Source organism: Stutzerimonas sp. 21-1, from assembly GCF_056336065.1.
Genome location: NZ_CM150500.1, coordinates 3,975,572 through 3,999,746 on the forward strand (window position 1 = coordinate 3,975,572; position 24,175 = coordinate 3,999,746).

Sequence of the window (24,175 nt, forward strand, 5' to 3'; positions counted from 1 at the left end):
CTGGACAGCGGCGGCTCGCTCAGAAGGTGCGTTGCACGGAGAACGACACGAAGTCGCGGTCGCCGTGGAAGTTGTTGTAGGAAAGCTCGGGCGCGGCGGTGTCGTAGCGGATGATCGAGCCATCCGAGCCGTAGTAGTGCGTGTAGCCGACGCTGGCCTGCCAGGTCTTCTGGTACTCGGCCTTGAGGCCGATGCTGACGTTGCCGCCGTTATTGGCCGGGAACAGCGCACCGTTGACCGAGGAGCGGCCGAACAGGCCGTAGCTCACGCCAATCGGCAGCTGCAGGTCGAGGCCCGGGGCCACTTGGAAGTACTCGGGGGTGAAGACGAACTGCAGCGCGCCGGCATCGCGGGTGGCCAGCGGGTCGAGCTGCTCCTTGTTGTCGGTGACGCTCAGGCGGCGGTTGAAGGCGAACTCGCCGATGAACGAGGCGCCGTCCCACAGCGGCGACGCCGACAGCACGCTGATCGCCGAGAGGTTCAGGTGCATGGTGCGCCCCTTGGGGAACGCCGCATCGTCACCGCCATCGGCACCGACGAAGGCCGGCACGATCACGGTGTTGCCGCTGGCCACCAGCGGCATGTCGTCACGGAACGACAGCTCGGCGGCGACGTTGGTCTCGCCGACCAACGTACTGACGCTGAAGCCGATGGTGCGGATGTCCTCGGCGTACACCATCTCGTAGCGGCTGGTGTCCGGGTACAGGTAGAACTGCGGCATCTTGTCGTGGAACTGCGCGGCGTAGATGCCGAACTCGTAGTCGCCGGAGCTGATCTTCAGCTGCACGCCGCCCTGCCCGGAATCGCGCGCCTCGATGTCGTCGGCGCGGTAGGCGACACCACCGGGCACCGGCGCGAAGATGGCCTCGCCGCCCTCGTCGACGAAGTCGGCGAAGCTGAAGTAGCTGCCGGCGCCCGGCAGACGGCTCTTGCGCCATTCCAGCTGGTAGTAGGCGCCGATGGAGACATTGGAGTTGATCTGCAGCTGGCCGGAGACCTGGCCGATGGGACGCAGGATTTCCTTGAACTGCGAGTTGGGCACCGACAGCGCCTTGATCAGGTCCAGCGAGGTCTGCGCCGCGGCGATGCCGTTGGAGCCGAAGAACAGGCTCTCGCCGTACAGCTGGGTGAAGCGGCCAGCCTTGGCGTTGAGGCTCATGCCGGCCGGGGCGAAGCTGCCGTAGACGAAGGCGTCGAGCAGCTCGGCCTTGCGCCCGTGGAGCTTCTCGGTGTCGTTGGTGAACTCGTCGAAGTCGGCGCTGCGCGAGTTGACCAGCGCGCCGCCCAGGGCACCGGGGTTGTCGTTGTCTTTGTTGTAGACGTCGTCGTACCACGCCGCGCCGCTCAGGCGCAGGCCGTAGTTGCGCTTGTAGCGCAGATCGAATTCGGAGAGCAGGTCGAGGCGGTTGGAGATCAGCCCCTTGTCGAAGTTGAGGTCGCCGTCGTTGGTGTTGGCCTGCACGCCGACGGAGCTGTCGGCGACTTCGGAATCGGCACCGCGCACGCGCCAGGCGGCGCTGTACTTGATGGTGTTGTCCCACGACATGCGCAGATCGGGGTTGCCGACGTCGATCGGCATGGCCTGTACGGGCACTGTCGCCGCGGCGCCGGCGAGAGCACCGGTCACAGCAATGAACAGAGTCTTCAAACGAGCCGTCGGCAGACAGGTACTAGGCACCATGTCGTACTCCTGAATTATTGTTGTTAGAAGTAGCGCAACCCACCCTTGACCGGCGGTGTTCGCGAGGCCAAAGCTAAGCGCCGTCGGAATTACCGTCCAATACTAAAAAAACCGCTGACCGATACCTTCAGGGTATGGAAAAAGTCGCCAACGCCGACGCCATCCACCGACTGAGAACGCTTCATGGAACTTCGCCACCTGCGCTACTTCATCGCCGTCGCCGAGGAACGCAACATCGGTCGCGCCGCCGCCCGCCTGCACATCTCGCAGCCACCGTTGACGCGGCAGATCCAGCAGCTCGAAGAGCAGCTCGGCGTGCAGCTGTTCAACCGCACGCCGCGCGGCATGGAGCTGACGCCGGCCGGCGAGCTGCTGCTGGACGAGGCGAAGAACATCAACGCGGTGATCGAGCAGGCCACCGAACGCACGCAACGCGCCGGCCAGGGCAAGTTCGGCCGGCTGGACGTCGCGATCTTCGGCTCGGCGATCCTCGACACCATCCCGCGGCTGCTGGCGGATTTCCGCAGTGCCTATCCGGACGTCAAGGTGGTGCTGCACAGCATGCACAAGGACGAGCAACTCGAAGCGCTGCGCCAGCGACGGATCAGCGTCGGCTTCAACCGGATCCTCACGCCCTCGCCGGATTTCGCCGCCGAGCTGGTGGATACCGAGCCGCTGCTGCTGGCGCTGCACGAGGACGATCCGCTGGCGCGCCAGCAGCGGGTGGATTTCCGCGCGCTGGCCGACCAGCCGCTGGTGCTGTTCCCCACCGGCGGGCGGCCGAGTTTTCTCGACAAGGTGCTCGGCCTCTGCCAGCAGGCCGGCTTCGTGCCGACCATCGCTCAGGAAGTCGGCGACGCGGTGACCGCCGTTTCGCTGGTCTCCAAGGGCTTCGGCGCCTGCCTGGTGTCGCAGTCCACCGCGGCGCTGTCGCTGCCGGGCCTGACCTACCGGCCGCTGGACGGCATTCCGGGCAACACGCGGATCGATCTGTCGTGCATCTACCGCCCCGACGACCGCTCGCCAATCCTCGCCGCATTCCTCGAGGTGGTGCGCTCGTATCGTCAGCGCCGCAGCGCAGAGCGCCCGGCGAGGGGTTAACGGTTTGCCGGACAGGCGTCTGCTGCGCAGCGCCGCATCGCGCCGCAGCACACGTCGCGAGTACTCTTGCGCGAACTGCAAGACCGGGAACCCGCATGAGCCTCGATGACATCGACTTCGCCGAACGCTATCGCCAGCACCTGCGCCGCAGCGCCCGTCCCTCAAAGCCGCCCAGCGCCTGGGACAAGCGCGCCGCCGAACTGGCAGGCAAACCGCTGGGCGGCGCCTATACCGACGCCTTCATAAGGCTCATGGACCTCAGCGGCGCGCGCAGCCTGCTGGATATCGGCTGCGGTCCCGGCACCCTGTGCCTGCCGCTGGCCACGCAGTTCGAACGGATCTACGCGCTGGACTACAGCCCCGGCATGCTAGCCTGCCTGCAGGCGCGCCTCGACGAATCGGGCGTGGACAACGTGCAGCCGCTGCAATGCGCCTGGGAGGATGACTGGAGCGCGGTGCCGGTGTGCGACATCCTGATCGCCTCGCGCTCGGGTCTGGTCGACGACCTGGATGCCGCGCTGGAGAAGATTCACCGGCATACCCGGCTGCGGGCCTACATGACCCAGCTGGCCGGCGGACATTTCATCGATCCGGCCATCGCCCGCCTGCTCGGACGCGAGCAGGCCAGCGTGCCGGACTACATCTACACGCTCAACCTGCTGCACCAACGCGGCATTCATCCACGCCTGGACTATATCGAGCTGCCCAGTCGCCTGGCCGGCTGCGCCACTTTCGAGGAATTCGCCGAGCGCGTCGCCTGGTCGCTTGGTCCGCTCGACGACGTGCAGCGCGAAAGCCTGGCCGGCTGGTACCACGCCGACCCGGAGCGCGCCTGCCAGGGCGGCGCGCCGATGCGCTGGGCCTTCATCGGCTGGACGGTACCGTCGGCCACCACCACCTAACGGCGGTGGCCAGCGCGGTTATTCCACGGTGACGGACTTGGCCAGGTTGCGCGGCTGGTCGACGTCGGTGCCGCGCAGCACGGCGACGTAGTAGGACAACAGCTGCAGCGGCACGGTGTAGAGGATCGGTGCCAGCGCATCGTGGATGTGCGGCATGTTCACCACGAAGGTGCCCTCGCCATTCTCCAGCCCGGCGGCGCCATCGGCGAAGACGATCAGCTCGCCGCCGCGTGCGCGCACTTCCTGCAGGTTGGACTTGAGCTTCTCCAGCAGCTCGTTGTTCGGCGCCACGGTGACCACCGGCATGTCGGCATCCACCAGCGCCAGCGGGCCGTGCTTGAGCTCGCCGGCCGGGTAGGCTTCGGCGTGGATGTAGGAGATTTCCTTGAGCTTGAGTGCCCCTTCCATCGCCACCGGATACTGCGCGCCACGGCCGAGGAACAGCGTGTGGTGCTTCTCGGCGAAGTGTTCGGCGACCTTCTCCACCGTGGTGTCCATCGCCAGCGCTTCGCCCAGGCGCGTCGGCAGGCGGCGCAATTCGGCCACCAGCTCGGCTTCCCTGGCCGCCGTCAGGCTGCCGCGCACCTGGCCGAGGGCCAGGGTCAGCAGCATCAGCCCGGTCAGCTGGGTGGTGAAGGCCTTGGTCGAGGCGACGCCAATTTCCGGCCCGGCCTGGGTCAGCAGGCAGAGGTCGGATTCGCGCACCAGCGAGCTGATGCCGACGTTGCAGATCGCCAGGCTGGCCAGATAGCCGGCGTCCTTGGCATTACGCAGCGCGGCCAGGGTATCGGCGGTCTCGCCGGACTGGGAGATGGTGACGAACAGGCTGTCGGGTTGCACCACCACCTTGCGGTAGCGGAACTCGCTGGCGACCTCGACCTGGCAGGGAATCCCGGCCAGCTCTTCGAGCCAGTAACGCGCAACCATGCCGGCGTGGTAGCTGGTACCGCAGGCGACGATCTGCACGTTGCGCACCTTGGCGAACAGCTCGGCGGCCTGCGGACCGAACGCCTGCACCAGCACCTGGTTTTCGCCCAGGCGACCTTCGAGGGTGCGCTGCACGACTTTGGGCTGCTCGTGGATTTCCTTGAGCATGAAGTGGCGGTACTCGCCCTTGTCCGCCGCCTCGGCGCCTTCGTGGTATTGCACCGCTTCGCGCTGCACCGGCTGGCCGGCGGCGTCCCAGATCTGCACGCTGTCGCGGCGAATCTCGGCGATGTCGCCTTCTTCCAGGTACATGAAGCGGTCAGTGACCTGACGCAGCGCCAGCTGGTCGGAGGCGAGGAAGTTCTCGCCCAGGCCGAGGCCGATCACCAGCGGGCTGCCGCTGCGCGCGGCGAGCAGACGATCCGGCTGGCGCGCCGAGATCACTGCCAGGCCGTACGCGCCGTGCAGCTCCTTGACCGCCGCCTTGAGCGCCACGGTGAGGTCGCCGAACTCGTCGAGCTTGTGGTGCAGCAGATGGACGATGACTTCGGTATCGGTATCGGAGGTGAAGCTGTAGCCCAACGCCTTGAGCTGCGCGCGCAGGGCTTCGTGGTTCTCGATGATGCCGTTGTGCACCACGGCCAGATCATCGCCGGAGAAATGCGGGTGGGCGTTGCGCTCGCACGGCGCGCCGTGGGTGGCCCAGCGGGTGTGCGCGATGCCCAGACGACCGGCCAGCTGGGCCTCGGTCTGCGCCTGTTCCAGCTCGGCGACCTTGCCGGTGCGGCGCAGGCGCTGCAGTGTTCCGGCGCCATCCAGCACGGCGACGCCGGCACTGTCGTAGCCGCGGTATTCCAGGCGCTTGAGGCCTTCGAGCAGGATCGCAGTGATGTTGCGTTCGGCGACGGCGCCAACGATGCCACACATGGGTCAGGTCTCCAGATTGGGTTCGATGGCCGCGCAGATCAGTCTGACGCCACGGGCCTGAATGGATGCGCGCGCCGCGTCTGTGAGGCGCTCGTCGGTGATCAGGGTGTGGATCCTGCCCCAGGGCAGTTCCAGATTGGGGATGCGCCGGCCGATCTTGTCGGACTCGGCCAGCACGATGACTTCGCGGGCAACCTCGGCCATCACCCGCGACAGCCCCAGCAGTTCGTTGAAGGTGGTGGTGCCACGCTCCAGATCGATGCCGTCGGCACCGATGAACAGCTGGTCGAAATCATAGGAGCGCAGCACCTGTTCGGCCACCTGGCCCTGGAAGGACTCGGAATGCGGGTCCCAGGTGCCGCCGGTCATCAGCAGCACCGGCTCGTGCTCCAGCTCGCGCAGCGCGTTGGCCACGTTCAGCGAGTTGGTCATCACCACCAGGCCGTGCGTGTGGCCGAGTTGGGGAATCATCGCGGCGGTGGTGGTACCGCTGTCGATGATGATCCGCGCATGCTCGCGGATGCAGCCAACCGCGGCGCGGGCGATGGCCTGCTTGGCCGGCGAAACCGGCTGCACGCCGTCGCCGATCAGCTCCTGCGGCAGCGACACCGCGCCGCCGTAACGGCGCAGCAGCAGACCATTCTTCTCGAGCGCGGCGAGGTCCTTGCGAATGGTGACTTCGGAGGTTTCGAAGCGCTGCGACAGCTGATCGACGCTCACCTCGCCCTGCTCGGCGAGCAGTGCAAGGATGGCGTGGCGGCGTTGCGGTGTGTTGCGCTTCGACATCAGCTATGTTTCGATCCGAAAGTTACAGACGCGAATCAAAACATAAAGCGTTTGAAGGCTGCAAGCAGAGTGTTCAGGACTTCTTCTTCACCGGCCTCTGCCAGCCGTCGATGTTGCGCTGGCGACCGCGGCCGAGGCCGAGGGTATGTGCAGGCACGTCCTCGGTGATCACCGAACCGGCGCCGGTGGTGGCACCATCACCGAGCGTGAGCGGCGCGACCAACGAGCTGTTGGAGCCGATGAACACGTCCTCGCCCATCACCGTACGGAACTTGTTGGCGCCGTCGTAGTTGCAGGTGATGGTGCCGGCGCCGATGTTGGTCCGCGCACCGATCTCGGCGTCGCCCAGGTAGCTCAGATGGCCAGCCTTGGCGCCCTCGCCGAGCACCGCGTTCTTCAGTTCGACGAAATTGCCGACGTGCGCCTTGCGGCCGAGCACCGCGCCGGGACGCAGCCGCGCGAACGGCCCGCAGTCGGCGCCCTCGCCCACCTCGGCGCCTTCCAGGTGCGAATTGGCCTTGATGATCGCGCCCTTACGTAGGACGCTGTCCTTGATCACGCAATTGGGGCCGATCTGCACGTCGTCCTCGATCACCACGCGGCCTTCGAGGAGCACGTTGACGTCGATCAGCACGTCGCGACCGACCGCAACCTCGCCCCGCAGGTCAAAACGCGCCGGATCGCGCAGGGTGACACCTTGCGCCATCAGCCGCCGCGCCGCGCGCTGCTGGTAGTGGCGCTCCAGCTCCGCCAGCTGAATGCGGTCGTTGGCGCCCTGCACCTCCATTGCGTCCAGCGGTTGCTCGGTGGCCACGCGCAGACCGTCCGCGACCGCCATCGCGATCACGTCGGTCAGGTAGTACTCGCCCTGTGCATTGCTGTTGGACAGGCGGCCCAGCCATTCACCGATCCGCGCGCCCGGTACGGCGAGGATGCCGGTATTGCCTTCGCGGATCGCCCGCTGCGCGGCGCTGGCATCCTTATGCTCGACGATGGCCTGCACCTCGCCCTGCACGTCGCGCACGATGCGGCCGTAACCGGTCGGATCGGCAAGCTCGACGGTGAGCAGCGCGAGCTGGTCGGGGCCGACCTTGTGCAGCAGGCGCTGCAGGGTATCGGTTTCGATCAGCGGTACGTCGCCATAGAGGATCAGCACCCGCTCGGCCGTCAGGTTCGGCAGCGCCTGCGCCACCGCGTGGCCGGTACCGAGCTGCTCGGCCTGTACGACATAGCTCAGATCGTCACCCGTCAGGCGCTGACGTACCTGTTCGGCACCGTGACCGATCACCACCTGGATGCTCTTGGGTTGCAGCGCGCGGGCGGTGTCGATGACGTGGCCGAGCATGGACTGCCCGGCCACCGGATGCAGGACCTTCGGCAGGGCGGAACGCATGCGGGTGCCCTGACCAGCGGCGAGGATGACAATATCAAGAGACATGACGGTGATCCTGAACGGTTTGGCGCCGTCCGCTGACCGGGCAGGTCGGTCGCCGGTACGGACAGAATGACGGAAAAAGAAAAAGGGTAGCCAAGGCTACCCTTTTACTCGTACGCGATGAAGTCGCGGATCGATCAGTGCCGACCGTACTTCTTGCGCAGTGCCTCGATGGTCCGCAGCTGGGCAGCGGCCTCGGCGAGACGAGCGGCGGCGGAACCGTAATCGAATTCCGCGCCCTTCTCGTTCAGCGCCTTTTCCGCGGCCTTGACCGCAGCCTGCGCGGCGGCCTCGTCGAGGTCCTTGGCGCGCGTGGCGGTATCGGCGAGCACCTTCACCATGTTCGGCTGCACTTCGATGAAGCCGCCGGAGATGTAGAAGATCTCTTCGTCGCCACCCTGCTTGATCACCCGCACCGGACCCGGCTTGAGATCGGTCAGCAGAGGCGCGTGGCCTGGCAGGATCCCGATGTCACCCAGGTTACCGTGAGCGACGACCATTTCCACCAGCCCCGAGAACAGCTCTTCTTCCGCGCTGACGATGTCGCAGTGGACTGTCATAGCCATACATATGCCTCGGTAATCGGCCTGGCCGGCCGAGGCCGGTCAGGCTGGATCGGCGCCCGCGAACGGGCGCGCCAGTTACAGTTTCTTGGCCTTCTCGATGGCTTCGTCGATGGTGCCGACCATGTAGAACGCCTGCTCCGGCAGGTGGTCGTAGTCACCATTGAGAATGCCCTGGAAGCCACGGATGGTTTCCTTGAGGGACACGTACTTGCCCGGAGCGCCGGTGAAGACCTCGGCCACGTGGAACGGCTGCGACAGGAAGCGCTGGATCTTACGCGCACGAGCAACGAGTTGCTTGTCCTGCTCGGACAGTTCGTCCATACCCAGGATGGCGATGATGTCCTTCAGTTCCTTGTAGCGCTGCAGCACGTACTGCACGCCGCGAGTCACTTCGTAGTGCTCCTGGCCAACTACCAGCGGGTCCAGCGAACGGCTGGTGGAGTCCAGCGGGTCCACGGCCGGGTAGATACCCAGGGAGGCGATGTCACGCGACAGTACGACGGTGGCGTCCAAGTGGGCGAAGGTGGTCGCCGGGCTCGGGTCGGTCAGGTCGTCCGCGGGAACGTATACGGCCTGGATCGAGGTGATCGAACCGGTCTTGGTGGAGGTGATGCGCTCCTGCAGAACGCCCATTTCCTCGGCCAGAGTCGGCTGATAACCCACCGCGGACGGCATACGACCCAGCAGTGCCGACACTTCGGTACCGGCCAGGGTGTAGCGGTAGATGTTGTCGATGAACAGCAGAACGTCGCGACCTTCCTCACGGAACTTCTCGGCCATGGTCAGGCCGGTCAGGGCAACGCGCAGACGGTTTCCCGGCGGCTCGTTCATCTGGCCGTACACCATCGCCACTTTGTCGAGAACGTTGGAGTCCTTCATCTCGTGGTAGAAGTCGTTACCCTCACGAGTACGCTCACCCACACCGGCGAACACGGACAGACCGCTGTGCGCCTTGGCGATGTTGTTGATCAGCTCCATCATGTTTACGGTCTTGCCGACACCGGCACCACCGAACAGACCAACCTTGCCGCCCTTGGCGAACGGGCAAACCAGGTCGATGACCTTGATGCCGGTTTCCAGCAGGTCGTTGCCGCCCGCCTGATCAGCGTAGCTCGGCGCCGCGCGGTGGATGCCCCACTGCTCGTCGCAGGCAACCGGACCGGCTTCGTCGATCGGCTCGCCGAGGACGTTCATGATGCGGCCCAGGGTGCCGGTACCGACCGGAACCTGGATGGCGTTGCCGGTATTGTTGACGTCCAGACCGCGCTTGAGGCCTTCGGTCGAACCCATCGCGATGGTACGAACAACGCCGTCGCCCAGTTGCTGCTGGACTTCCAGGGTGGTCTCGGCGCCTTGTACTTTCAGCGCGTCATAGACGTTCGGCACCTGATCGCGCGGGAATTCCACGTCGATGACGGCGCCGATGATTTGAACGATACGTCCGCTACTCATGTTTGGTTCCTCTGAATATTTGAACCGTTCTTAAACCGCGGCAGCGCCGCCGACGATTTCCGAAATTTCCTGAGTGATCGCAGCCTGACGGGCCTTGTTGTAGACCAGTTGCAGGTCGCCGATCAGCTCCCCGGCGTTGTCGGTTGCGTTCTTCATGGCAATCATCCGCGCGGCCTGTTCGGCTGCGCCGTTCTCAACTACCGCCTGGTAGACCTGGGACTCGATGAAGCGCACCAGCAGGGCATCCAGCAGCTGCTGGGCATCCGGCTCGTAGAGGTAGTCCCACTGACCTTTCTTGACCGGCTCGGCGCTCGCGTCTGCCGCCAGGGGCAGCAGCTGATCGACCATCGGCTTCTGGGTCATGGTGTTGATGAACTTGTTGGATGCCAGGTACAAGCGATCGATACGGCCCTCGTTGAAGCCGTCCAGCATGACCTTGACGCTACCGATCAGATCGTTGATCGACGGTGCTTCGCCGAGGTTGCCGATCGCCGCGACGACGTTACCGCCGAAGCTGCGGAAGAAGCTTGCGCCCTTGTTGCCGATCACGCACAGGTCGACCTCGACCCGCTGGTCGTGCCACTCCTTCATGCTCTTGATCAGGGCCTTGAACAGGTTGATGTTCAGGCCACCGCACAGACCACGATCGGTCGACACGACGATATAGCCGACACGCTTGACCGGACGCTCCACCATGAACGGATGACGGTATTCCGGGTTGGCATTGGCCAGATGGCCAATCACCTGCCGGATCCGCTCCGCGTAGGGACGGCTGGCCGCCATGCGCTGCTGAGCCTTGCGCATCTTGCTGACCGCCACCTTTTCCATGGCGCTGGTGATCTTCTGCGTGCTTTTGATGCTCGCAATCTTGCTGCGAATCTCTTTTGCGCCTGCCATTTGACACCTATCGGGTTAGCAGGCGGGAGCCTTGCGGCTCCCGCTGCGGCTTACCAGCTCTGCGTGGCCTTGAACTTCTCGATACCCGCCTTCAGGCCGGCGTCGATTTCGTCGTTGAAGTCGCCCTTCACGTTGATCTTCGCCATCAGATCGGCGAACTCGCGGTTGAAGAAGGCGATCAGGGCCTGCTCGAAGGCGCCAACCTTGGCCACTTCCACGTCCGCCAGGTAGCCACGCTCGGCGGCATACAGGGACAGGGACATGTCGGCGATGGACATCGGCGCGTACTGCTTCTGCTTCATCAGCTCGGTGACGCGCTGACCATGCTCCAGCTGCTTGCGGGTGGCTTCGTCGAGGTCGGAAGCGAACTGTGCGAATGCGGCCAGTTCACGGTACTGAGCCAGTGCGGTACGGATACCACCGGACAGCTTCTTGACGATCTTGGTCTGCGCGGCACCACCGACGCGGGATACCGAGATACCGGCGTTGACGGCCGGACGGATGCCTGCGTTGAACATGGCCGATTCCAGGAAGATCTGACCGTCGGTGATCGAAATCACGTTGGTCGGAACGAACGCGGAAACGTCGCCCGCCTGGGTTTCGATGATCGGCAGAGCGGTCAGGGAACCGGTCTTGCCAGTCACCGCACCGTTGGTGAACTTCTCGACATACTCTTCGGAAACGCGAGAAGCGCGCTCCAGCAGACGGCTGTGGAGATAGAACACGTCGCCCGGGTAGGCTTCGCGTCCCGGCGGACGGCGCAGCAGCAGGGAGATCTGGCGGTAGGCCACAGCCTGCTTGGACAGATCGTCATAGACGATCAACGCGTCTTCGCCGCGGTCGCGGAAGTATTCACCCATGGTGCAGCCGGAGTACGGAGCCAGGTACTGCAGGGCAGCGGACTCGGACGCCGAAGCGGCAACGATGATGGTGTTGTGCAGCGCGCCGTGCTCTTCCAGCTTGCGTACCACGTTGGCGATGGTCGACTGCTTCTGACCGATGGCCACGTAGACGCAGCGGATGCCGCTGTTACGCTGGTTGATGATGGCGTCGATGGCCATCGCGGTCTTGCCGATCTGGCGGTCACCGATGATCAGCTCGCGCTGGCCACGGCCGACCGGGATCATGGCGTCGACCGACTTGTAGCCGGTCTGTACCGGCTGGTCGACCGACTTACGCCAGATCACGCCCGGTGCCACTTTCTCGACCGCATCGGTCAGCTGGGCATTGATCGGGCCCTTGCCGTCGATCGGGTTACCCAGGGCATCGACCACGCGACCCAGCAGTTCCGGACCTACCGGAACTTCGAGGATGCGGCCGGTGCACTTGGCGCTCATGCCTTCGGTCAGGCCCAGGTAGTTACCCAGAACCACGGCACCCACGGAGTCCTGCTCCAGGTTCAGTGCCATGCCGAAGATGCCGCCAGGGAACTCGATCATCTCGCCGTACATAACGTCGGCCAGACCATAGATGCGTACGATACCGTCGGAAACGCTGACGACGGTGCCCTCGTTACGGGCTTGAGCGGCGACATCGGATTTCTCGATGCGCTGCTTGATGATTTCACTAATCTCGGAAGGATTCAGTTGCTGCATGCCATGACCCTCAAATCAGGATTTCAACGATTCGGCCAACTGGCTCAGTTTGCCGCGGACCGAACCGTCGACAACCACATCACCGGCGCGAATCAACACGCCGCCGATCAGCGCAGGGTTCACGACCTGCTGGAGGTTGACGGTACGATCTAGCCGCTTCGACAGGGCGGCAGCCAAAGTTTGGAGTTGCGCATTGCTGAGCTCGAAGGCGGTTTCAACCTCTGCCTCGAGCGTTTTCTCGGCTTGCGCCTTGATGTCCTCGTACAGCTCCCACACGGTCGGCAGGACCGTCAGGCGATCATTCTCGCCAAGGGTCTGGACGTAGTTGCGGAACGCCTCGTCGGCATCGTTGCCGAGCAGACGCACCAATTCCTGAACCTTGCTTGCGCTGGTCAGGCGGGGGTCGTTCAGCAACGCCGCGACTTCAGGGACTTCAACAGCGATGGCGGCCAGGTTCAGCATCTTCGACCAGGAACCGGTCTGTCCGGCCGCGCTGGCGAACTCGAAAGCGGCTTTCGCGTAAGGCCGAGCAAGCGTCTGGGTATTGATCATCGCTTGCCTCGCTTAGAGTTGGGAGGCCAGTTTTTCGACCAGCTCGTTGTGCACCTTGGCGTCCACCTGGGACTCCAGGATCTTCTCCGCACCGGCGACGGCCAGAGCCGCTACCTGACTGCGTAGTTGGTCCCTGGCACGGTTCACTTCCTGTTCGATCTCGGCGCGGGCACCGGCGACCAGACGCTCGCCTTCGACACGTGCCTGCTGCTTGGCTTCCTCGATGATCGAGTTGGCGTGCTTGTTCGCCTGCTCGAGAATCTGGGCAGCCTGCTCCTTGGTCTCACGCAGGGTGTTGGACACCTTGTCCTGAGCCAGCTTCAGGTCTTGCTGCGCACGGCCTGCCGCATCCAGCCCTTCGGCGATCTTCTTCTGGCGTGCGCTCATGGCAGCCGTGATAGGCGGCCAGACGAACTTCATGCAGAACCAGACGAAGATAGCGAAGGCGAGCGTTTGACCGAACAGCGTCAAGTTAATGTTCACAGCGATATACCTCGTGCTATCTCGTTCAACGCGGGAGTCATTCCACGGCGACGGGGTTCGCCCGGCGAACCCCATCTCAAACCGGAAAAATGATTAACCGGCGACAACGAAGATGAGGTACATCGCGATACCAACGCCGATCATCGGCACGGCGTCGAGCAGACCGGCCATCAGGAAGGTCTTGGTCTGCAGCTGCGGGGCCAGCTCAGGCTGACGCGCGGTGGATTCCAGCAGCTTGCCGCCCAGCAGGGCGAAGCCGATGCCAGTGCCCAGGGCACCCAGACCGATCATGATGGAGGCGGCGATGTAGACGAGTTCCATGTAAAGCTCCTGAAGCTAGGGGGGTTTAAGGTTTTTCGGTTAAAGCGTTGCGTTTTCAGTGATGTTCTTCATGGGCAGAGCTCAGGTACACCACCGTCAGTACCATGAAGATGAAGGCCTGAAGCGGGATCACCAGGATGTGGAAGATCGCCCAAGGCACATTCAGGGTCCACTGCACGTAGAACGGCAGCAGTGCGATGAGGATGAACACCACCTCACCGGCATACATGTTGCCGAACAGACGCAGTGCGAGGCTGAGCGGCTTGGTCAGCAGACCGAGGATTTCGAGGAACAGGTTGAACGGCACCAGCGACCAGTGGTTGAACGGGGTGAACGCCAGCTCCTTGCTGAAACCACCGAAACCCTTGACCTTGACGCTGTAGAACAGAATCAGGATGAACACGCCGAGCGACAGGCCGAAGGTGCCGTTGGGATCGGCGGTCGGCACGATCTTGAACGCTGGCAGGCCGAGCAGACCGGCGATGCCCGGAATGTAGTCGACCGGAATCCACTTCAGGCTGTTCATCAGGAACACCCAGACGAAGATGGTCAGCGCCAGCGGAGCGATCAGCGTATTGCGGCCGTGGAAGGTGTCCTTGACCACGCCTTCGACGAATTCCACGCACATCTCGACGAAATTCTGCAACTTGCCCGGTACGCCGACGGTGGCAGCCTTGGCGGCGCTACGAAACAGCAGGATGAACAGCGCGCCCATCAGCAGCGACCAGCCCAGGGTATCCAGGTGCACGGCCATGAAGCCCATGTCGCGCGCTTCGAGGCCGGTCTGGGCAATGGTCCAGGTCGCCTGGTCGAGGACGCTGCCATCAGCACGCTCGTAACCGGCCGGCAGCTTGCCGTAAGTCAGGTTTTGCAGGTGATGCTGGATATATTCAGCCGGTGTGCTCGCCATAAACGCCTCAAATGCTCAATGCTTCGGATTGTTTTTCATCAGCAGGAGTGCACTCGCGCCGACGCCCAGCACCAGCAGGTAGCCGGTGAACAGGGCAACCGGTTCGAGCGGTCTCACCCCCACAAACACCAGCGCAAAAAGCGCTGCTGCCAGAATCTGTTTACCCATCTCGCCGGACCAGAAGGACTGGATGATCGCCCTGGTCGAGCGTGCGCCAAAATAACGGAATGCCTTGTAGGCGAAGTACAGATTCGCCAACCAGGCGATCAGCCCACCGAGCAACGCCGAATAACCGGCGACGATGCCGAAAACCATTCCACAAAGGACCGCGGCCGCCAGAGCTGCCAATGCCTGTATCTGCAACACGCGAACGGCCGGCAAACGGTGCAAGGGCGTCTTGTTGCGTATGTTCACCAAAAAACCATCGCTGGCGGCGAGGCCGCGCCGGGCGCGTTTGCGCAGTCCAAAAAAGCGCGGCGAGTATAGGAGGAGGACCCACCTCGTTCAACCATCGGGTAGTAATTTCCGACCGGCACTACAAATTCTTTGTATCAGCGGATGTGCGCCAGTACGCCTTGCAGCTCATCCAGCGAATTGTAGCGGATCACCAGCTGTCCCTTGCCCTTCTGACCATGCTTGATCTGTACCGGAGAGCCCAGCCGCTCGGCCAGGCGCTGTTCCAGACGGCTGATGTCCGGGTCTGCCTTGACGGCGCTTTTTGCCGCCGGCTTGCCGCTCAGCCACTGGCGAACCAGTGCCTCGGTCTGCCGTACCGTCAATCCGCGTGCGACAACATGCCGCGCGCCATCGATCTGCTGCTCCGCCGGCAGGCCGAGCAGGGCACGGGCGTGGCCCATCTCCAGATCACCATGCGACAGCAGCGTCTTGATCTCCTCCGGCAGCGCGATCAGGCGCAGCAGGTTGCTGATCGAGACCCGCGACTTGCCCACCGCATCGGCGAGCTGCTGCTGGGTCAGCTGGAATTCCTGCTGCAGGCGCTGCAGCGCTACCGCTTCCTCGATCGGGTTGAGGTCCTCGCGCTGGATGTTCTCGATCAGCGCCATCGCGATGGCCGCTTCATCGGGAATATCGCGTACCAGTGCCGGGATGCTGTCCTTACCGGCCTGCTGACTGGCACGCCAGCGGCGTTCGCCGGCGATGATCTCGTAGCGACCGCCGGTGATCGGACGCACCACGATCGGCTGCATCACGCCCTGGCTGCGGATCGATTGCGCCAGTTCCTCGAGGGCCGTCGGATCCATGTCCCGGCGTGGCTGGTACTTGCCGCGTTGCACGAGATCCAGCGGCAGGTGCTGCAGCTCGCGGTCGTCGACGCGTACGGCATCTTCCTGCATCGCCGCGACCGTGGCGCCGCCGAGCAGGGCATCCAGCCCGCGTCCGAGCCCTCGTTTCTTGGTAGCCATGAAGATTCCTTATGCGATAGCGCTGCGTGCGGCCTTGCGCTGACGCCGCGACAACTCGCCAGCCAGTGCCAGGTAGGCCATCGCGCCTTTGGATTGCTTGTCGTAAGCCAGCGCCGGCATGCCATGGCTCGGCGCCTCGGCCAGGCGCACGTTGCGCGGGATGACGGTGTCGTAGAGCTTGTCGCCGAAGTGCGCCTTGAGCTGCGCGGACACATCGCTGGTCAGGCTGCTGCGCGGGTCGTACATCGTGCGCAGCAGGCCTTCGATGGTGAGACTGGGATTGAGCAGCTGGGCGATGCGCTGGATCGAGTTGACCAGATCGCTCAAGCCCTCCAGCGCGTAATACTCGCACTGCATGGGGATGATCACGCCGTCGGCGGCGGTCAGCGCGTTGATGGTCAGCATCGACAGCGACGGCGGACAGTCGATGAGGATGTAGTCGTAATTTTCGCGCACCGGTGCCAGCGCCTCGCGCAGGCGGTTTTCCTTGGCCGGCAGGTTGAGCAACGCCACTTCGGCCGCGGTAAGGTCGCGATTGGCTGGCAGCAGCTGGTAGCCGCCATGTTCGGAGAACTGCATGGCATCGACCAGGCTGCATTCGCCGATCAGTACGTCGTAGATCGAGTACTCCAGATTGAGCTTGTCCACGCCGCTGCCGGTGGTGGCATTGCCCTGCGGATCCAGATCGATCAGCAGCACCCGACGCCGCGTCGCCACCAGCGATGCCGCCAGGTTGATGCAGGTGGTGGTCTTGGCGACACCGCCCTTCTGGTTGGCGATGGCGAATACTCTGGCCATGATCAGTCTCTGTCCCCGGTCATGAATCGTGGGTCACGAAGTGCGGCGCAGTATCAGCAGATGGCGCTGGCCTTGGCAACCGGGAACCTTGAGCACGTGACAGGCCTCCAGCCGGAAGTCCGCGGGCAGTGCCTGCAGCTCGTCGTCGGGCTGCACGCCCTTCATCGCCAGCCAGCGCGTCTCGGCTCCGCCGAGGTGGCGGGTCCAGGCCGCGAAATCCTGCAGCGCGCTGAAGGCGCGCGAACTGATACCGTCAAACGGTGCGTCCGGGCGGTACTGCTCGACACGGCTGTGGATAACCTCAAGGTTGGCCAGGCCGAGTTCCAGCTTCACCTGCGTGAGGAAGCGGGTCTTCTTGCCGTTGGAGTCCAGCAGGGTGAACGCGCGTTCGGGAAACATGATCGCCAGCGGGACGCCCGGCATGCCGCCGCCACTGCCCACGTCCAGCCAGCGTGTGCCGCCTTCGGCGACGAAAGGCACCACGCTCAAGCTGTCGAGCAGGTGGCGCGAGACCATCTCGTCCGGGTCACGCACGGCAGTCAGGTTGTAGGCCTTGTTCCACTTGATCAGCAGCGCCAGGTAGGCGAGCAGTTGCTGCTGTTGCCGCTCGCTCAGCTCGATGCCGAGCTCACGGGCGCCGCGCAGCAGTTCGGCGGCATGCGCATCACTGACCATCAGGCGCTGTGCTCCAGCTGCTGGCCGGCGCCGCGCTTCTTCAAGTGGATCATCAGCAGCGACACCGCCGCCGGCGTGACGCCGGGGATGCGCGAGGCCTGGCCGAGGGTTTCCGGACGCGCCTGGGCCAGCTTGTGCTGGATCTCCTTGGACAGTCCGGAAATGCTCGCGTAGTCGATGTCCGCCGGCAACCGGAGATTCTCGCTGGCACGCAGCCGCTCGATCTCTTCCTGCTGGCGCTCGATGTAGCCGGCGTACTTGGTGCGAATCTCCACCTGTTCGGCGACCTGTGGATCCGCCGCGCCGTTGCCGGTCAGCTCGACCAGGCTTTGGTAATCGATTTCCGGGCGCGCCAGCAGATTGAGCAGGTTGTATTCGCGGGCCAGCGGGCTGCCGAAGCGCGCGCTGATCGCCGCGTTCTCGGCGCTGCCCGGATGCACCCAGCTGTTCTTCAGGCGCTGTTCTTCGCGCTCGATGCCTTCGCGCTTGGCGCAGAACGCCGCCCAGCGGGCGTCGTCCACCAGGCCCAGCTCGCGGCCCTTCTCGGTCAGACGCAGATCGGCGTTGTCCTCGCGCAGGATCAGCCGGTATTCGGCGCGCGAGGTGAACATGCGATACGGCTCCTGCGTGCCGAGGGTGATCAGGTCATCGACCAGCACGCCGAGGTAGGCCTCGTCGCGGCGCGGACACCAGCTGTCGCGTCCCTGGGCACGCAGTGCCGCATTAGCGCCGGCGAGCAGCCCCTGCGCCCCCGCCTCCTCGTAGCCGGTGGTGCCGTTGATCTGCCCGGCGAAGAACAGCCCGCCGATGACCTTGGTCTCCAGGCTGTACTTGAGGTCACGCGGATCGAAGTAGTCGTATTCGATGGCGTAGCCCGGACGCACGATGTGCGCGTGCTCCATGCCGCAGATGCTTTGCACGATCTGCAGTTGCACGTCGAACGGCAGCGAGGTGGAAATGCCGTTGGGATACAGCTCGTGGGTGGTCAGGCCCTCGGGCTCGAGGAAAACCTGGTGGCTGTCCTTGTCGGCGAAGCGGTGGATCTTGTCCTCAATGGACGGGCAATAGCGCGGCCCGACGCCTTCGATCACCCCCGAATACATCGGCGAGCGGTCGAGGTTGGCAGCGATGATCTCGTGGGTGCGCGCATTGGTGTGGGTGATCCAGCAGCTGACCTGGCGCGGATGCTGCTCGCGCTTGCCGAGGAACGACATCACCGGCAGCGGCGTGTCGCCCGGCTGCTCGGTCATCTGGCTGAAGTCTACCGAACGACCGTCGATGCGCGGCGGTGTGCCGGTCTTCAGCCGACCGACGCGCAGCGGCAGCTCACGCAGGCGTTGCGCAAGCGCAATCGACGGCGGATCGCCGGCTCGGCCGCCGGAGTAGTTCTGCAGCCCGATGTGGATAAGCCCGCCGAGGAAGGTGCCGGTGGTCAACACCACCGAGGTGGCGAAGAAACGCAATCCCATCTGGGTGACCACGCCCTTGACCACGTCCTGTTCGACGATCAGGTCGTCGGCTGCCTGCTGGAATATCCACAGGTTCGGCTGGTTCTCGAGTATTTCGCGAATCGCCGCCTTGTACAGCACGCGGTCGGCCTGCGCGCGGGTGGCGCGGACCGCCGGTCCCTTGCGGCTGTTGAGCACACGGAACTGGATACCGCCGAGGTCGGTGGCAACCGCCATCGCTCCGCCCAACGCATCGATTTCCTTGACCAGATGGCTTTTGCCGATACCGCCAATGGCGGGGTTGCAGCTCATCTGGCCGAGGGTTTCCACGTTGTGGCTGAGCAACAGGGTCTTCACACCCATGCGTGCCGCTGCCAGAGCAGCTTCGGTGCCGGCATGACCGCCGCCGATCACGATCACGTCAAAACGGGAAGGGAAGTCCACCACGCACCTCGTGCCTGTTCAGATGGGGAAATTTCGGGAAGCCGCGAAGTATAGGCAGTTAGCCCACGCATAAGAAGGGCTCTGGACAAAAAATGATCAGCCAGGGGCCAGGCGGGCAAAAGTATAAGAAAGAAGAAATTTATAAAGAGCTTGTTTATATGTTTATGTATGTAGTCAGCCTTTTCTGTGGATAACCTTCTGTAGCCTCCGTCCTGTTTGGCTTACAGGAAAAAAAACTCTGTGGGCTAGCTGGGACGTGCCAGTGCAGCATCCGTCACTAACCTGTGTATATTAAGTATGGTTATGCACAGGCGCGGTTGTCCGCACTTTTCAAGCCCGCTTATCGACCGACCTCAGGGCAGGTTGTGCACAGGGTTGCGGTAAACAAAAAGGCACGCCGTTGGGCGTGCCTTTGTTGAGTTCAAAGCGGGATTGCGTTCGCAGAACGCTGTCACTTACCGATGCAGAAGCTCGAGAAAATGCGTCCGAGTAGATCGTCCGAGCTGAACGCCCCGGTGATTTCGCTAAGCGCCTGTTGCGCCAGGCGCAGGTCCTCGGCCAGCAGTTCGCCAGCGCCGGCCTGAGTCAGCTGGGCATGGCCGTGTTGCAGATACTGCTCGGCCAGGCGCAACGCATCGAGGTGCCGACGGCGTGCGCTGAAACTGCTTTCGGCGGTCTGCTCGTAGCCCATGCAATGCTTGAGATGTTCGCGCAGCAAATCGATGCCCTCGCCTGCCTTGGCGCAAAGACTGAGGGTGACGTGACCGTCGGCGGCCTGGTTCAGCACGACAGCCTCGCCAGTAAGATCGGCCTTGTTACGAATCAGCGTGACCTTGTCCGGCTGGGGCTGGCTGGCAAGGAACTCGGGCCACAACGCCAGTGGATCGCTTGCCTCGGGCGAGCTGGCGTCGACGACCAGCAGCACGCGGTCCGCGCTGCCGATGGCGTCGAGCGCGCGTTCCACTCCGATGCGCTCGACCTGATCGTCGGTAGTGCGCAGACCGGCAGTGTCGAGCACGTGCAGCGGCATACCGTCGATGAGGATGTGCTCGCGCAGCACATCGCGGGTGGTACCGGCGATATCGGTGACAATCGCCGCTTCACGACCGGCCAGTGCATTGAGCAGGCTGGACTTACCAGCGTTCGGCCGCCCGGCGATGACTACGGTCATACCATCACGGAGCAATGCCCCCTGCCCGGCTTCGCGCAACACTGTGGATAACTCGTTGCGTACGCCGTCCAGCAGCTGGAGCACGTGTCCGTCGGCAAGGAAGTCGATCTCCTCCTCGGGAAAGTCGATCGCCGCTTCGACGTAGATACGCAGTTGAATCAGTCGTTCGGTGAGCTGGTGCACCCGCCGGGAAAATTCGCCCTGCAGGGAGCGCACCGCATTGCGTGCCGCCTGCGCCGAACTTGCTTCGATAAGGTCGGCGATCGCTTCGGCCTGGGCCAGATCGATCTTGTCGTTGAGAAAGGCCCGCTCGCTGAACTCGCCGGGACGCGCCAGCCGCGCACCGAGCTCCACGCAGCGCCGCAGCAGCTGATCGAGCACCACTGGGCCGCCGTGCCCCTGCAGCTCCAGTACGTCCTCGCCGGTAAACGAGTGGGGGCCGGGGAAGAACAGCAGCAGGCCTTCGTCGATCACCTCGCCGTCGTTGGCATGGAACGGCCCGTAGTGGGCGTGGCGCGGCGTGGGTTCGCGACCGCTGAGGGTGATCGCCAGTGCGCGTGCGCGTGGCCCGGAAACGCGGACGATACCCACCCCACCGCGACCAGGCGCGGTGGCGACGGCGGCGATGGTGTCGCGAACGATGCTCATGGCAGCTCTCCGATATTGGCCGGGCAAATAGCAGAACGCCCCATTCAAGGGGCGTTCTCGGTGTCGATGACTGGAGACGGTCAGGCGCTCTTGGCCTGCTCGATCTGCCGGGTAATGTACCACTGCTGAGCGATCGACAGGACGTTGTTGACCACCCAGTACAGCACCAGACCAGCCGGGAACCAGAGGAAGAAGAAGGTGAAGATGATTGGCAACAACTTCATCACCTTGGCCTGCATCGGGTCGGGCGGCGTCGGGTTGAGCTGCTGCTGGATGAACATGGTGACGCCCATGATGATCGGCAGGATGAAGAACGGATCCTTGATCGACAGGTCGGTGATCCAGAACATCCAAGGCGCCTGGCGCATTTCCACGCTTTCCAGCAGCACCCAGTACAGGGCGAGGAAGACCGGCATCTGCACGATGATCGGCAGGCAGCCGCCGAGCGGATTGATCTTCTCCTTCTTGTACAGCTCCATCATCGCCTGCGAGAGCTTCTGGCGATCGTCACCGTACTGGTCCTTGAGCGCCTGCATCTTTGGCGACACCGCACGCATGCGCGCCATCGACTTGTAGCTGGCGGCCGACAGCGGGAAAAACGCCAGCTTGATGATGATGGTCAGGACGATGATCGACCAACCCCAGTTGCCCAGCAGCGCGTGGATATTCTCCAGCAGCCAGAAGATCGGCTGGGCGATGAACCAGAGAATGCCGTAGTCGACGGTCAGGCGCAGGCCGGGCGACAGCTCTTCCAGCTGCTCCTGGCTCTTCGGCCCCGCGTACAGCGTCGCGCCGGTCTCGCCTTGCGCACCAGCAGCAACGCTGACTGCCGGACCGGTGAAGCCGATGATGTAGTTGCCCTGGCTATCCTTGCGGGTTTGCACCAGGTTGGTGTCGCCGGGCTGGGGAATCCAGGCGGTGACGAAGTAGTGCTGCAGCCAGGCGATCCAGCCGCCCTGAACCGTCTCGCGCAGGCTCTTGTCATCCATGTCGCCCATCGACACCTTGGTGTAGGGCTCGTCCTTGGTCCACAGCGCGGCGCCCAGATAGGTGGCGGTGCCGGTTGCGGTGCTTGAGGACGGATCGGCGCTGGCGTCGCGCTTGAGCTGGCCGAACAGATGACCGGTCCAAGGCTTACCGCTCTGGTTGTCGATCAGGTAACGCACAGCCAGATCGTACTGACCGCGCTCGAAGACGAAGCGCTTGGTGTAGTCGACGCCGTCGGCGCTGTATTTCAGATCGACCACCAGCTGATCCTGGCCTTCGCCAAGCTGGTAGTCGGTTTTCTCGCTGCTGTACTGCGGACGGGCGCTGGCCTTGTCGGGACCGTCGCCAATCAGGCCGCTCTGGGCCTCGTAAGTCCGCTCGCCGCTGCGTTCGAACAGCTGGAACGGTACGTCCGGACGATCTTGCCGACGTGGGTACTGCGGCAGACGCAGTTCGACGATGTCGCCGCCATGCGGATCGATCGCCACATCCAGTACGTCGGTGCGTACGCGGATCAGCTGCTTGCTCGGCTCGCTGGCCGCAATGGCGTTGGCCTGCGGCTGGCCAGCTAGGCTGGGAACGTCTTCGTTGGCCGCGGCGTTCGCTGGGGTTGTCTCCGGCAATGCGGCCACGGACGGCTGGGTTTGGGCGGTCTCGGCCGGAAGTGCGGCCTGGCCATAATCCTGGTTCCACTGCAGAACCATCAGGTAGGCAACGACTGCCAATGCCACGAGCAGGATCGAGCGTTTGATATCCATGGTTACTCGGCCATCGATGATGAATTGGAAGTTTTGGGAGAAGGCACGGGATCGTAGCCGCCTGGATGCCACGGATGGCATCGGCCGAGTCGACGTAGACTCAGCCAGCCGCCCTGCAGCAAGCCATGTGTTTCGATGGCTTCTAGCGCATAGCACGAGCAGCTGGGATAGAAACGGCAATGGCTGGCCATCATCGGACTGATGGCGTACCGGTACAGCTTGATGGAAGCGATGGCCAAGTTACGCATGGGTAGGGTTGGCTGCTCCAGGATCGCCCGTTAGCGCGGGCTGCTGGCGGGACAAGCGTTTCCACAGTTTGGTGAACTGCCGGGCCAGCTCGGGATTGTCCAGATCGGCCAACCCCTTGCGCGCAACGATCACCACATCCCATCCAGCCAGCTCAAGCTGGTGCTGACGAAACGTCTCGCGTATCTGCCGCTTGATGCGATTGCGCTCGACCGAAAGCTTGACGCTCTTCTTGCCGATCACCAGACCGAGACGCGGATGTTGCAGACCGTTCTCGCGTGCCAGTAGCAGGACGTTCCTGCCAGGCACCTTGCCGGTCGGGGAGTCGAACACATACTTGAACTGGCGCGGTGTCAGCAGACGCTTTTCCCGGCCGAACTCTCGACTCACCCCCTGTGCCGATGTCAGACGGTCAGACGCTTACGGCCTTTGGCGCGACGACGCGACAGGACTTGACGGCCGTTCTTGGTGGCCATGCGGGCACGGAAACCGTGGGTACGAGCGCGCTTGATGGTGCTGGGTTGGAAAGTGCGTTTCATGGTGCGTTTACCTGGTGATCCATTGCGGGCCGGAATGGCCCCCTTTCAAGAGACCGGCGATTGTAGAGAAGCAACCCGGTCAGGTCAATTTCCAGCCAGCCACGTCCGAGAAGAAATAGAAAGAAAAGAATTAGAAAAGCTTTTCCAGATATAGAGCTTGTATATGTTGCTCGCACTATCTGTGGATAACACCGCGGAAGCGTTGCCGCAGTAGACGCGTGTCAGGCTGAAACCCGGTGGAGCACGCGTGCGTTTCCAGTGGTTATGACGTTAGCTAGCTGAGGATAACAGCGAACGATATCCACAACCCCGTGCCCTCTCAGCTTGATCACAGCCTTTTCAACCGATCTCAGGCGGTGTTATCAACAGGGATCATTTCATCGCTGCGGATAGCCGTGTCCGCTATGTAGCGGAGTTGTCGCGGAGGGAGTTGTGGATAACCCGGATGGCGACGGCTACAATGGCGGCCTTCTGAACTCGACGAAGGTTGATAGGAGTTTCC

The 24,175-nt window shown here is 63.5% G+C and carries 24 protein-coding genes; 2 read left to right on the forward strand and 22 right to left on the reverse strand.

All coding sequences use genetic code 11. From position 1 onward, the window contains the following. Positions 1-19: 19 nt before the first annotated feature. The gene (locus AC0ZJQ_RS19065; RefSeq protein ID WP_476477138.1) at positions 20-1,681 is read right to left on the reverse strand and encodes a DUF1302 domain-containing protein; all 1,662 of its coding nucleotides are present in this window, start codon (positions 1,679-1,681) and stop codon (positions 20-22) included. A gap of 183 nt (positions 1,682-1,864) precedes the next feature. On the opposite strand from AC0ZJQ_RS19065, the gene AC0ZJQ_RS19070 reads away from it, so the two are divergent. Together AC0ZJQ_RS19070 and AC0ZJQ_RS19075 are read left to right on the forward strand one after the other, a co-directional pair. Next, positions 1,865-2,782 (forward strand): LysR family transcriptional regulator, encoded by a 918-nt coding sequence (locus AC0ZJQ_RS19070; RefSeq protein ID WP_167133750.1) that lies wholly within the window; start codon positions 1,865-1,867, stop codon positions 2,780-2,782. A gap of 95 nt (positions 2,783-2,877) precedes the next feature. Then, entirely contained in the window at positions 2,878-3,684 is an 807-nt protein-coding gene (locus AC0ZJQ_RS19075) for a class I SAM-dependent methyltransferase (protein ID WP_458989045.1), read from the forward strand. 18 nt (positions 3,685-3,702) lie between these two features. On the opposite strand, the gene glmS is transcribed toward AC0ZJQ_RS19075, so the two are convergent. From glmS to rpmH, 21 genes are all read right to left on the reverse strand, one after another. Further along, positions 3,703-5,538: a glutamine--fructose-6-phosphate transaminase (isomerizing) gene (glmS, locus tag AC0ZJQ_RS19080; RefSeq protein ID WP_008569118.1), complete on the reverse strand. Its 1,836-nt coding sequence runs from the start codon at positions 5,536-5,538 to the stop codon at positions 3,703-3,705. Positions 5,539-5,541: 3 nt separating this feature from the next. After that, positions 5,542-6,327, reverse strand: a complete 786-nt coding sequence (locus AC0ZJQ_RS19085) for a DeoR/GlpR family DNA-binding transcription regulator (RefSeq protein WP_175415110.1) — start codon at positions 6,325-6,327, stop codon at positions 5,542-5,544. 70 nt (positions 6,328-6,397) lie between these two features. Continuing rightward, positions 6,398-7,762, reverse strand: a complete 1,365-nt coding sequence (glmU, locus tag AC0ZJQ_RS19090; protein ID WP_314018486.1) for a bifunctional UDP-N-acetylglucosamine diphosphorylase/glucosamine-1-phosphate N-acetyltransferase GlmU — start codon at positions 7,760-7,762, stop codon at positions 6,398-6,400. Positions 7,763-7,896: 134 nt separating this feature from the next. Beyond that, positions 7,897-8,325, reverse strand: coding sequence for a F0F1 ATP synthase subunit epsilon (locus AC0ZJQ_RS19095; protein WP_003290900.1), 429 nt, complete (start codon positions 8,323-8,325; stop codon positions 7,897-7,899). A gap of 75 nt (positions 8,326-8,400) precedes the next feature. Further along, positions 8,401-9,777 (reverse strand): F0F1 ATP synthase subunit beta, encoded by a 1,377-nt coding sequence (gene atpD / locus AC0ZJQ_RS19100; protein WP_003290901.1) that lies wholly within the window; start codon positions 9,775-9,777, stop codon positions 8,401-8,403. Positions 9,778-9,807: 30 nt separating this feature from the next. Then, positions 9,808-10,674, reverse strand: coding sequence for a F0F1 ATP synthase subunit gamma (gene atpG / locus AC0ZJQ_RS19105; RefSeq protein ID WP_008569113.1), 867 nt, complete (start codon positions 10,672-10,674; stop codon positions 9,808-9,810). Positions 10,675-10,724: 50 nt separating this feature from the next. After that, positions 10,725-12,269 carry a F0F1 ATP synthase subunit alpha gene (gene atpA, locus AC0ZJQ_RS19110; RefSeq protein ID WP_054094241.1) on the reverse strand — a complete coding sequence of 515 codons (1,545 nt, stop codon included), beginning with the start codon at positions 12,267-12,269 and terminating at the stop codon, positions 10,725-10,727. A 15-nt stretch (positions 12,270-12,284) separates the two neighbouring features. Further along, positions 12,285-12,821: a F0F1 ATP synthase subunit delta gene (locus AC0ZJQ_RS19115; protein ID WP_054094240.1), complete on the reverse strand. Its 537-nt coding sequence runs from the start codon at positions 12,819-12,821 to the stop codon at positions 12,285-12,287. A gap of 12 nt (positions 12,822-12,833) precedes the next feature. Further along, positions 12,834-13,304, reverse strand: coding sequence for a F0F1 ATP synthase subunit B (locus AC0ZJQ_RS19120; RefSeq protein WP_008569110.1), 471 nt, complete (start codon positions 13,302-13,304; stop codon positions 12,834-12,836). Between the two features lie 93 nt (positions 13,305-13,397). After that, positions 13,398-13,625 (reverse strand): F0F1 ATP synthase subunit C, encoded by a 228-nt coding sequence (atpE, locus tag AC0ZJQ_RS19125; protein ID WP_003290909.1) that lies wholly within the window; start codon positions 13,623-13,625, stop codon positions 13,398-13,400. A gap of 55 nt (positions 13,626-13,680) precedes the next feature. Continuing rightward, positions 13,681-14,535, reverse strand: a complete 855-nt coding sequence (gene atpB, locus AC0ZJQ_RS19130; RefSeq protein WP_008569109.1) for a F0F1 ATP synthase subunit A — start codon at positions 14,533-14,535, stop codon at positions 13,681-13,683. Between the two features lie 15 nt (positions 14,536-14,550). Next, positions 14,551-14,949, reverse strand: a complete 399-nt coding sequence (locus AC0ZJQ_RS19135; RefSeq protein ID WP_081002768.1) for a F0F1 ATP synthase subunit I — start codon at positions 14,947-14,949, stop codon at positions 14,551-14,553. A 137-nt stretch (positions 14,950-15,086) separates the two neighbouring features. After that, positions 15,087-15,959: a ParB/RepB/Spo0J family partition protein gene (locus tag AC0ZJQ_RS19140; protein WP_155551024.1), complete on the reverse strand. Its 873-nt coding sequence runs from the start codon at positions 15,957-15,959 to the stop codon at positions 15,087-15,089. A 9-nt stretch (positions 15,960-15,968) separates the two neighbouring features. Further along, complete coding sequence (locus AC0ZJQ_RS19145; RefSeq protein ID WP_008569106.1) at positions 15,969-16,757, reverse strand: ParA family protein; 789 nt, start codon at positions 16,755-16,757, stop codon at positions 15,969-15,971. A 33-nt stretch (positions 16,758-16,790) separates the two neighbouring features. Next, on the reverse strand, positions 16,791-17,432 hold the full coding sequence (rsmG, locus tag AC0ZJQ_RS19150) for a 16S rRNA (guanine(527)-N(7))-methyltransferase RsmG (protein WP_155551025.1): 642 nt from the start codon (positions 17,430-17,432) through the stop codon (positions 16,791-16,793). Further along, entirely contained in the window at positions 17,432-19,324 is a 1,893-nt protein-coding gene (gene mnmG, locus AC0ZJQ_RS19155) for a tRNA uridine-5-carboxymethylaminomethyl(34) synthesis enzyme MnmG (RefSeq protein ID WP_167133742.1), read from the reverse strand. Before mnmG ends, rsmG begins: the two co-directional genes overlap by 1 nt. Positions 19,325-19,775: 451 nt before the next feature. Next, complete coding sequence (gene mnmE / locus AC0ZJQ_RS19160) at positions 19,776-21,143, reverse strand: tRNA uridine-5-carboxymethylaminomethyl(34) synthesis GTPase MnmE (RefSeq protein WP_167133740.1); 1,368 nt, start codon at positions 21,141-21,143, stop codon at positions 19,776-19,778. Positions 21,144-21,223: 80 nt separating this feature from the next. Then, positions 21,224-22,888: a membrane protein insertase YidC gene (gene yidC / locus AC0ZJQ_RS19165; RefSeq protein WP_167133738.1), complete on the reverse strand. Its 1,665-nt coding sequence runs from the start codon at positions 22,886-22,888 to the stop codon at positions 21,224-21,226. 2 nt (positions 22,889-22,890) lie between these two features. After that, positions 22,891-23,136: a membrane protein insertion efficiency factor YidD gene (yidD, locus tag AC0ZJQ_RS19170; protein WP_008569099.1), complete on the reverse strand. Its 246-nt coding sequence runs from the start codon at positions 23,134-23,136 to the stop codon at positions 22,891-22,893. Beyond that, positions 23,129-23,524 (reverse strand): ribonuclease P protein component, encoded by a 396-nt coding sequence (gene rnpA / locus AC0ZJQ_RS19175; protein ID WP_167133737.1) that lies wholly within the window; start codon positions 23,522-23,524, stop codon positions 23,129-23,131. Before rnpA ends, yidD begins: the two co-directional genes overlap by 8 nt. Positions 23,525-23,538: 14 nt before the next feature. After that, on the reverse strand, positions 23,539-23,673 hold the full coding sequence (gene rpmH / locus AC0ZJQ_RS19180) for a 50S ribosomal protein L34 (RefSeq protein ID WP_003290924.1): 135 nt from the start codon (positions 23,671-23,673) through the stop codon (positions 23,539-23,541). Between the last annotated feature and the right edge of the window lie 502 nt (positions 23,674-24,175).

Coding starts and splice junctions, on each gene's coding strand:
- atpE (WP_003290909.1), bottom strand. CDS start 13,625: ATGGAACTCGTCTACATCGCCGCCTCCATCATGATCGGTCTGGGTGCC.
- rsmG (WP_155551025.1), bottom strand. CDS start 17,432: ATGGTCAGTGATGCGCATGCCGCCGAACTGCTGCGCGGCGCCCGTGAG.
- glmU (WP_314018486.1), bottom strand. CDS start 7,762: ATGTCTCTTGATATTGTCATCCTCGCCGCTGGTCAGGGCACCCGCATG.
- AC0ZJQ_RS19145 (WP_008569106.1), bottom strand. CDS start 16,757: ATGGCCAGAGTATTCGCCATCGCCAACCAGAAGGGCGGTGTCGCCAAG.
- AC0ZJQ_RS19075 (WP_458989045.1), top strand. CDS start 2,878: ATGAGCCTCGATGACATCGACTTCGCCGAACGCTATCGCCAGCACCTG.
- atpG (WP_008569113.1), bottom strand. CDS start 10,674: ATGGCAGGCGCAAAAGAGATTCGCAGCAAGATTGCGAGCATCAAAAGC.
- AC0ZJQ_RS19095 (WP_003290900.1), bottom strand. CDS start 8,325: ATGGCTATGACAGTCCACTGCGACATCGTCAGCGCGGAAGAAGAGCTG.
- AC0ZJQ_RS19115 (WP_054094240.1), bottom strand. CDS start 12,821: ATGATCAATACCCAGACGCTTGCTCGGCCTTACGCGAAAGCCGCTTTC.
- atpD (WP_003290901.1), bottom strand. CDS start 9,777: ATGAGTAGCGGACGTATCGTTCAAATCATCGGCGCCGTCATCGACGTG.
- yidC (WP_167133738.1), bottom strand. CDS start 22,888: ATGGATATCAAACGCTCGATCCTGCTCGTGGCATTGGCAGTCGTTGCC.
- yidD (WP_008569099.1), bottom strand. CDS start 23,136: ATGCGTAACTTGGCCATCGCTTCCATCAAGCTGTACCGGTACGCCATC.
- AC0ZJQ_RS19070 (WP_167133750.1), top strand. CDS start 1,865: ATGGAACTTCGCCACCTGCGCTACTTCATCGCCGTCGCCGAGGAACGC.
- atpA (WP_054094241.1), bottom strand. CDS start 12,269: ATGCAGCAACTGAATCCTTCCGAGATTAGTGAAATCATCAAGCAGCGC.
- mnmE (WP_167133740.1), bottom strand. CDS start 21,143: ATGAGCATCGTTCGCGACACCATCGCCGCCGTCGCCACCGCGCCTGGT.
- rpmH (WP_003290924.1), bottom strand. CDS start 23,673: ATGAAACGCACTTTCCAACCCAGCACCATCAAGCGCGCTCGTACCCAC.
- AC0ZJQ_RS19065 (WP_476477138.1), bottom strand. CDS start 1,681: ATGGTGCCTAGTACCTGTCTGCCGACGGCTCGTTTGAAGACTCTGTTC.
- glmS (WP_008569118.1), bottom strand. CDS start 5,538: ATGTGTGGCATCGTTGGCGCCGTCGCCGAACGCAACATCACTGCGATC.
- AC0ZJQ_RS19140 (WP_155551024.1), bottom strand. CDS start 15,959: ATGGCTACCAAGAAACGAGGGCTCGGACGCGGGCTGGATGCCCTGCTC.
- atpB (WP_008569109.1), bottom strand. CDS start 14,535: ATGGCGAGCACACCGGCTGAATATATCCAGCATCACCTGCAAAACCTG.